Here is a 7,747-nt window from a genome sequence, read left to right on the forward strand (position 1 = left end):
GACCGGCCCGTGCTAGATACCCTCAAGTCCCTCCTGTCGCGCGTGCTGCCGGTCGGCCGCGTGCGCTGGCCGTCGGTCGCCTCGCTGACGAAGCTGACGCCGCTCGTGATCCTCGCGATCTGCCTCAGCGCGCTCGCGATGATGGTGATGCAGCACCGCGACGCGCGCTTCCGGCCGCTGTTCGGCGCGCAGGAATCGATCCCCGTGGCCGACATGATCGCGGCGCTCGACACCGACGCGATCCGCTACCGCATTCACCCGACCACGGGCCAGGTCATGGTGGAAGAGGATCAGCTCGGCGCGGCGCGCATGCTGCTTGCCGCCAAAGGCGTCGTCGCGCGTTCGCCGGCCGGCCTCGAACAGGTCGACCGCAACGATCCGCTCGGCGTCAGCCAGTTCGTGCAGGACGTCCGCTTTCGCCGCGGTCTGGAGGGCGAACTCACGCAGAGCATCACGACGCTCGATCCGGTGGCCGCCGCCCGTGTGCACCTGTCGATCGCGAAATCGTCGTCGTTCATTCTGGGTGACGGCGACAAGAGCACCGCGTCGGTGATGCTGACGCTCAAGCCCGGCCGCACGCTCACGAAGGAACAGATTTCGGCGATCGTCGCACTGGTCGCCGGCAGCGTCGCGAATCTCGATCCCGCGCACGTCGCGGTGGTCGATCAGCGCGGCGATTACCTGTCGGCGCGGATCGATCCGTCGCTCGGCGGCACGGCGCTCGACAACGAGGTCGGCAACCGGGTGCGCGACGACACGCTGCGCAGCATCCGCGAACTCCTGCTGCCGACGCTCGGCGAGAACAACTTCCGCGCGAGCGTCACGCCCGAGGTGGACAACGACCGCGTGGAGGAAACCCGCGAGCAGTACGGCGAGGCGCCGAAGGTCACGCAGGAGGCGGTGCGCGAGGAAAGCGACACCGGCCGCAGCGCGCTCGGCGTGCCGGGGTCGCTGTCGAATCGTCCGGCGCCGCCGTCGGCCGCAAGCGCCGCGCAGGACGCGCCGCGTTCCGCGAGAAACGCGAAGACGCGTCAGTACGCCTACGACCGCAATGTCGTGCAGATCCGCCGCAGCCCGAGCCGGCTGAAGAAGCTCAACGTCGCCGTGGTGCTGAACAACGCGGCCGCGCCGGGTGGCGCGAAAACATGGAGCCCCGAACAGATCGCGAACATCGAACGCCTGCTGCGTAACGGCCTCGGCATCGATGCGCAGCGCTCGGACAGCCTCGTGGTGTCCGCGCTCGATTTCCGCGCCGTGCCGCGGGCGCCCGAGGTGCCGTGGTGGAAGGAGCCGGACACCCTCGTCTCGGCCGGCACCTGGGCCGCGTATGCGCTCGGCGCGCTGCTGGCGTTCCTCTTCGTGTTCCGCCCGCTGCTGAAGCTGGCCCGCCAGTGGGCCGACAACGGCCGTCGCGACGATCGCCCGGGCGATGGTGACGGCACTGCGAATCCGCCGGCTGCCCCCGGCCTGCTCGACCGTGGCCGGCCGGCGATGGCAGGCGGCGCGCCGATGCCGCTGCTCGCCGCGCATCCCGACCTGCCGCCCGCTGGCTCCGACGTCGACGTACTGATCGACCATCTGCGCCTGCTGTCGGGCCAGGACCCGGAGCGCGTCGCCGAAGTGATCAAACCGTGGATCAGGAACCATGACCAAGCGGAATAAAGCGCCGGCTGCCGGCACGAACCTGGTGGACACCTCCCGCGGCGCGGCAGCGACCGATGCCGCCGGTGCGCTTGCCGTGCCCGCCGTGTCGGCGGCCAGCCCGACCCCGCTGTCGCCGGTCGAGCGCGCGGCGGTGATCCTCCTCAGCATGGGTGAGGAAGCGGCCGCCGGCGTGCTGCGTTGCCTGTCGCGCGAGGAACTGCTCGGCGTGACGCTCGTGATGTCGCGCATGAACGGCGTAAAGGTCGAGGCCGTGCAGCAGACGATCCACCGCTTCTTCGACGCGTTTCGCGCGCAGAGCAGCGTGCGCGGCGCGTCGCGCTCGTTCCTGCAACGCTCGCTCGACATGGCGCTCGGCGAAGTGGTGTCGAGCAGCGTGCTGAACCGCATCTACGGGGACGTGATCGGCCCGAAGATCGCGCGGCTCCAGTGGGCGCAGCCGCAATGGCTCGCCGATCGTCTCGGCCGCGAGCACGAGCGGATGCAGGCGATGTTTCTCGCGTTCCTGCCGCCCGAGCAGGCGAGCCAGGTGATTCATGCGCTGCCCGCCGACGCGCGCGAAACCGTGCTGCTGCATATCGGCCGGCTCAAGGAGATCGATTTCGAGGTGCTGCGCGATCTGGAATCGGTCGTCGATGCGTGCATCGCGAATCTGGATACGCAAAGCACCGCCGTTGAAGGCACGCGGCAGGCGGCCGAGATCATCAACCGCTTGCCGGGCGATCGCGCGCAACTGATCGAACTGCTGCGCGCACACGATCCGGCGCTGGTGGCCGAGGTCGAGGCGCGGATCTACGACTTCTCGATCCTCGCGCGCCAGAGCGACGCGACCATCGCCGCGATCCTCGAGGCAATCGGGCTCGAACCGTGGGGCGTCGCGTTGCGCGGCGCCGAGCAGAGTTTGCTCGATGCGCTGCTGCACTCGATGCCGCGCCGTTCGGTGCAGGCCTTCGAGGAGATGCTCAAGCGCACCGGCCCGGTGCCGGCCAGCCGCGTCGCGCAGGCACGTCGCGACATCATGGCTCGCGTGAAGGAACTCTCGGACGACGGCGATATCGAGTTGCAACTCGTCGCCGAGGATGCAGCGTGATGCAGCGTTATCGCCGTCATGTGTTTCCGTCGCTTGCGCGCCGGGCCGAGCCGTCGAGCGGCCTGAGCGATACCGGGAGCGCGCCGCTCGGCGGCAGGCCGGGGCGCGCGTGCGAGGCCGGTGAACCGGCCGCGCGGGTTGCCGCCGAGGCGCTCGATGCCGCGCGCCGCGCGGGGTTTGCCGAAGGTCGCGAGGCCGGCTACGCCGAAGGCGAGCAGGCCGGCGCGGCTGCCGCGCGGCGGGCGGCACGCGACGCGCTGGATGCGCTCGCGCAGCCGCTCGCGTCACTCGTGGCGGGCTTCACGGAGGCGCAGCATGCGTCGCGGGCGGCGGTGCGCGAGCAGATCGCGCAACTGGTCGAACAGGCGGCGCGGCAGGTGATTCGCGGTGAACTGGAGGCGCGCCCCGAGCGTCTGCTCGCCTGCGTCGACGAGGCGCTGACGTTGCTGCCGCAGGTGCCGGAAGCGGTCGCCGTGCGGCTGAATCCGGACGAATACCGCCGCATCGTCGCGGTGTTGCCCGAGCACGCGGCACGCTGGACGTTGACGCCCGATCCGTCGCTCGATGGGGGCGAGTGCCGCGTCAGCGCGGGCGGCCAGGAACTCGACGCGGGCTGCGCGCAGCGCCTCGCGGCCTGTATCGAGCGGATCGGTGCGCATCTGGCCGCGCCGGAGATGGCGATGGCGACGAAGGTGGAGATGCCGGTGGCTGACGCATTCACGACGGCGCCCCCGTCCGTGGCCGCCACATCGGCGACGCCGTCGAGCACGCCGGTGCCGGAGCCGACCCCGGAGCCGACAGCCGCCCCAACGCCGGAATCGAATCTCGCGCGGAGCCCCGAGCCAACGTCGAAGCCGCCAGCGCAACCCGGCGCCCAAGGGGCACATGCAACCGTGCACGCAGCCGATCGCGCGGCGCCCGGCCCCCACCCCGCCATCGCCCCCGATCCGGATCGCCCATGACCCGCACGCCCTCTGCGCCCTTCGCCCCGTTCACGCTCGGCGACATTCCGGTCGCCCGGCCGGTCGGCCGCCTGAGCGCCGTGTCCGGGATGATGCTCGAAGCTACCGGCTACGCGTTCGAGACCGGCCGGCGCGCGCGGATCGAAACCACCGGCGGCGGCTGGCTCGACGCGCGGGTGGTCGGCTTTCGCGAGAACACGTCGTACCTGATGCCGTTTCGCCGCGCGAGCGGCCTCGTTGCCGGCGCCCGGGTGATCGCGGACGCCGAGGAACGCACGCTGGCGATCGGCCCCGCATGGTGCGGCCGGGTGATCGACGGCGTGGGCGAGCCGCTCGACGGCCTCGGCCCGCTGACCGGCGACGCCATGCTGCCGCCCAGCGCGCCGCGTGTGAACCCGATGCGCAAGCGCCCGGTGGCTGGCGTCCTGGATGTCGGCGTGCGCGCGATCGATGCGCTGCTGACGCTCGGGCGCGGCCAGCGCGTCGGGCTGTTCGCGGGCAGCGGCGTCGGCAAGAGCGTGCTGCTCGGCATGATCACCCGGCACACCGCGGCGGATGTCGTGGTGGTCGGCCTGATCGGCGAGCGGGGCCGCGAGGTGCGCGAGTTCGTCGAGCACGCGCTCGGCCCCGACGGCCTGAAGAAGGCAATCGTGGTGGTCGCGCCCGCCGACGAATCGGCGGCGATGCGGATGGCCGCGACCGAGCTGTGCCATGCGATCGCCGCGCATTTCCGCGACGCGGGGCAGCACGTGCTGCTGCTGGTCGATTCGCTCACCCGCTATGCGATGGCCCAGCGCGAGATGGCGCTGGCGCTCGGCGAGCCGCCGGCCACGCGCGGCTATCCGCCGTCGGTGTTCGGCCTGCTGCCGCAACTGGTCGAGACGGCCGGCAACGGCGAGGGCGCCGGCACGATGAGCGCGATCTACACGGTGCTCGCGGAAGGCGACGACGAGCAGGACCCGGTCGTCGATACCGCGCGCGCGATTCTCGACGGCCACATCATGCTGTCGCGCGATCTCGCGACCGACGGGCATTTTCCGGCGATCGACGTCACGCGTTCGGTCAGCCGCTGCATGTCGCTGGTCGCCTCCGACGCGCAGCGCGACGCCGCGCGCGACGTGAGCGCGATGCTCTCGCGCTACGCGCAGATCCGCGACCTGATCCCGCTCGGCGGCTACGTCGCGGGTGCCGATCCGCTGACCGACCGCGCGGTCGAGCGTTATCCGCCGATCGCCGATTTCCTGCGGCAGCGTCCCGACGAGCGCGGCACCCATGCCGACACGCTGGCGCGGCTCGCGGCGCTCGTCGCATGAGCACCGGACGCACCGTCGCCAGCCTCGCGCGGCTCGTCGCGCTGCGCGATCGCGAGGTCGAGCGCCTGCGCCGCGAGCTGGCCGACCAGGAAGCGCTGCGCGAGCGGTACCGGCGCAACCTGGCGAGCATGGAGCACCTGCTCGCCGACGCCGCGGCGAGCGGGCACGCCGGCCTCGGCGCGGCGCACGCGGCGCTCGCGCTCAACGGCGCGAACTACCGGATGCAACTGATCACGATGGTCCACGCCCATGCCGACGACCTCATGCGTCACGAAGCCACGCTCGACGCGCACCGCGCCGCGCTGACCGGTGCGCTGCTGAAACACCGTCGGCTGACGCACGTGCTGGCGGCCAAGCGCGCGGCGCTGCGCGACGACGCGCAGCGCAAGCAACAGAAGCAGCAGGACCAGCTCGCCACGCAGGCGGCACTGCGCCGGCACGTCACATCCACTCCTTTTTCCTGACAGGAAGCCTCATGCTCGATCTCGGAAATCCCATCGATACGGCCAAGAGTCTCGCCGACATCACGATGTCGCATGCGACGAGCCGTCTGAAGAACCAGCAGGCGCGCAACGCGGCCACCCGCGCCGCGCTGACCAAGCTGCAGACGGCCCTGACGACGTTCCAGAGTGCGATTAAGGGCCTGGCCGGCACCGCCGGGATGCAGAAGCACGCGGCGGCGCTGTCGGATTCGGCGGCCGGCAGCGTGTCGGTCGCGGCCGGCGCGCGGCCGGGGTCGCACGCGTTCTTCGTCGAGCAACTGGCGTCGGCACATCAGGTGGCGTTCGCCGGCATGCAGCCGGTCGCGGCGGCGGGTGCCGGCACGCTCGGCGTGTCGCTCGCCGACGGCACGACGTTCGATGTGGATCTGTCCGCCGCGAAGGCCGACGCGTCCGGCAACCTCAGCCCCGCCGAGATCGCCCGCGCGATCAATACCGCGGCCGGCAACGACGGCCGGGTCAGCGCGTCGATTCTCACCCTGAACGGCACGCAGCAGCTGGTGCTGAATGCCGGCCGGACTGGTGACGGGGGGCGCATCACGCTCGATACGTCGGGGCTCGGCGACGCCGGGCTCGCGGCGTCGCTGAACGCGCCGTCCGAACTCGCCGCCGCGCGCGACGCGATCATCTGGTACGGCGGCAAGGCCAGCGGCACGCGCGTGCAGCAGGCATCGAACACCTTCACCGGCATCGAGGGCGTGAGCGTCACGTTCACCCGTGCGATGCGCGACGGCGAAGCACCGCTCGGGCTCGAGATCAAGGCCGATGCCGATGGCACCGCCGAGAACGTGCAGGCGTTCGTCGACGCCTATAACGCGCTGATGAGCGAGATCTCGGCGCTGTCGAAGAACGGCGGTGAGACGGGCGAGGCAGGGCCGTTCGCGGGCGATGCCGGCGTGCGCGCGTTGCAGCAGCGGATGAATGCGCTGCTGCGCGGCGACGTCGATGGTGTGCGCCTGCTCGACTACGGCATCTCGGCGGATCGCAACGGCACGCTGTCGCTCGATCGCAAGCAGCTCGATGCGATGCTCGCGAAGCAGCCGCAGGGGCTCGATGCGCTGTTCTCGGACGATACCGACGGCCTCGCGCGGCGCATGGACGATTACCTGAAGACCTGGACCTCGGCCACCGATGGCCATATCCACAGCCGCCAGACGTCGATGCAGGAGATTGAGAAATCGTTGAGCAAGAAGGCGTCGTCGCTCGAGGATCAATACATTCGTGTCTACAACCGCTATCTCGCGCAGTTCACGCGCGTCGAAACGTTGCAGACCAACATGAAGAACACGCTGGCGATCCTCGAAAGCCTGCCGTCGTTCGGCGGGGGCAAATCGTGATGAGCGCGATCGGCTACGGTGGTTATCACACGGCGGATCTGGACGCGCGCACGGCGAGCGCTTCGCCGGTGCAACTCGTGATCGTGCTGATGGACGGCCTGCTCGACGAAATGGCGCGCGTGCGCGGCCATATCGAAGGGCGCCGCTTCGAGGCGAAGGGCGCCGGCATCGGCAAATGCATCGGCATGCTCAACGGCCTGACGAGCGCGCTCGATTTCGACTCCGGCAGCGACGTCGTGCGCGATCTCGCGCGGCTCTATGAATTCTGCTCGTGGCGGCTGAACGAAGCCGGCCTGACGCTGAACACGGCGCTCGTCGACGAAGTCAGCGTGCTCGTCACCACCTTGCGCGACGCGTGGGCCGGCGTCGACCGACATTATGGATAACACCGTGGACGACACCCGAAATCTGCTGGAACTCGCCGCGCGCGTGCGCGCCGCGACCGAGCGTTGTGACATTGCCGCGCTGACGATACTCGATCGGCAGGCGCGCGATGTCGCGAGCGGCATGGCTTCGCGCTCGCGCGTGAACGTGACCGAACACCGCGCGGTTGCGCTGTTGCGCATCGCGCACCGCGACGCGATCGACATGCTCGACATCGAATCGGCGCGGCTCGCGCACGACCTCGCCGCGCTCGGCATGCGGCGCGCCGGGTGGCACGCGTATGCACACGGCGGCGGCGTCGGCAACGACAGCGGCGAGCGGGTGGCGCGGTCATGATCGCGCTGAATGCGATGCCGGGTGCGATGCGCGGCGATGGCGTGGCGGGGTGCGGCACGTCGGCGTCGAAGCCGGGTTCGCGCGTGGCGCAGGCGTCGTCGCCGACGCCGACGCCGGCACGCACCGGCGATGGTGCGGCGCTCGCGAGCGCTCGCGTGGCGTT

8 protein-coding genes are annotated in these 7,747 nt (G+C 70.7%); all 8 read left to right on the forward strand.

What is annotated here, in order from left to right; all coding sequences use genetic code 11:
• Nucleotides 1–9 precede the first annotated feature (9 nt).
• The 8 genes from fliF to ACYP33_RS29780 are packed head-to-tail and all read left to right on the forward strand — an operon-like array spanning nt 10 to nt 7,584.
• Complete coding sequence (gene fliF / locus ACYP33_RS29745) at nt 10–1,662, forward strand: flagellar basal-body MS-ring/collar protein FliF (protein ID WP_459624901.1); 1,653 nt, start codon at nt 10–12, stop codon at nt 1,660–1,662.
• Nucleotides 1,646–2,752: a FliG C-terminal domain-containing protein gene (locus ACYP33_RS29750; protein WP_459624902.1), complete on the forward strand. Its 1,107-nt coding sequence runs from the start codon at nt 1,646–1,648 to the stop codon at nt 2,750–2,752. Before fliF ends, ACYP33_RS29750 begins: the two co-directional genes overlap by 17 nt.
• Complete coding sequence (locus ACYP33_RS29755) at nt 2,752–3,714, forward strand: FliH/SctL family protein (RefSeq protein WP_459624903.1); 963 nt, start codon at nt 2,752–2,754, stop codon at nt 3,712–3,714. The genes ACYP33_RS29750 and ACYP33_RS29755 overlap by 1 nt, the downstream gene beginning before the upstream one ends.
• Nucleotides 3,711–5,027 carry a FliI/YscN family ATPase gene (locus ACYP33_RS29760; RefSeq protein ID WP_459624904.1) on the forward strand — a complete coding sequence of 439 codons (1,317 nt, stop codon included), beginning with the start codon at nt 3,711–3,713 and terminating at the stop codon, nt 5,025–5,027. Before ACYP33_RS29755 ends, ACYP33_RS29760 begins: the two co-directional genes overlap by 4 nt.
• A complete protein-coding gene (locus tag ACYP33_RS29765; RefSeq protein WP_459624905.1) occupies nt 5,024–5,491 on the forward strand; it encodes a hypothetical protein in 468 nt (155 codons plus the stop codon). Before ACYP33_RS29760 ends, ACYP33_RS29765 begins: the two co-directional genes overlap by 4 nt.
• Before the next feature lie 11 nt (nt 5,492–5,502).
• Nucleotides 5,503–6,864 (forward strand): flagellar filament capping protein FliD, encoded by a 1,362-nt coding sequence (fliD, locus tag ACYP33_RS29770; RefSeq protein WP_459624906.1) that lies wholly within the window; start codon nt 5,503–5,505, stop codon nt 6,862–6,864.
• On the forward strand, nt 6,864–7,250 hold the full coding sequence (fliS, locus tag ACYP33_RS29775) for a flagellar export chaperone FliS (RefSeq protein ID WP_459624907.1): 387 nt from the start codon (nt 6,864–6,866) through the stop codon (nt 7,248–7,250). The genes fliD and fliS overlap by 1 nt, the downstream gene beginning before the upstream one ends.
• Before the next feature lie 4 nt (nt 7,251–7,254).
• Nucleotides 7,255–7,584, forward strand: a complete 330-nt coding sequence (locus ACYP33_RS29780) for a hypothetical protein (protein ID WP_459624908.1) — start codon at nt 7,255–7,257, stop codon at nt 7,582–7,584.
• Nucleotides 7,585–7,747: the final 163 nt, after the last annotated feature.

The organism is Burkholderia sp. 3C, from assembly GCF_054589155.1.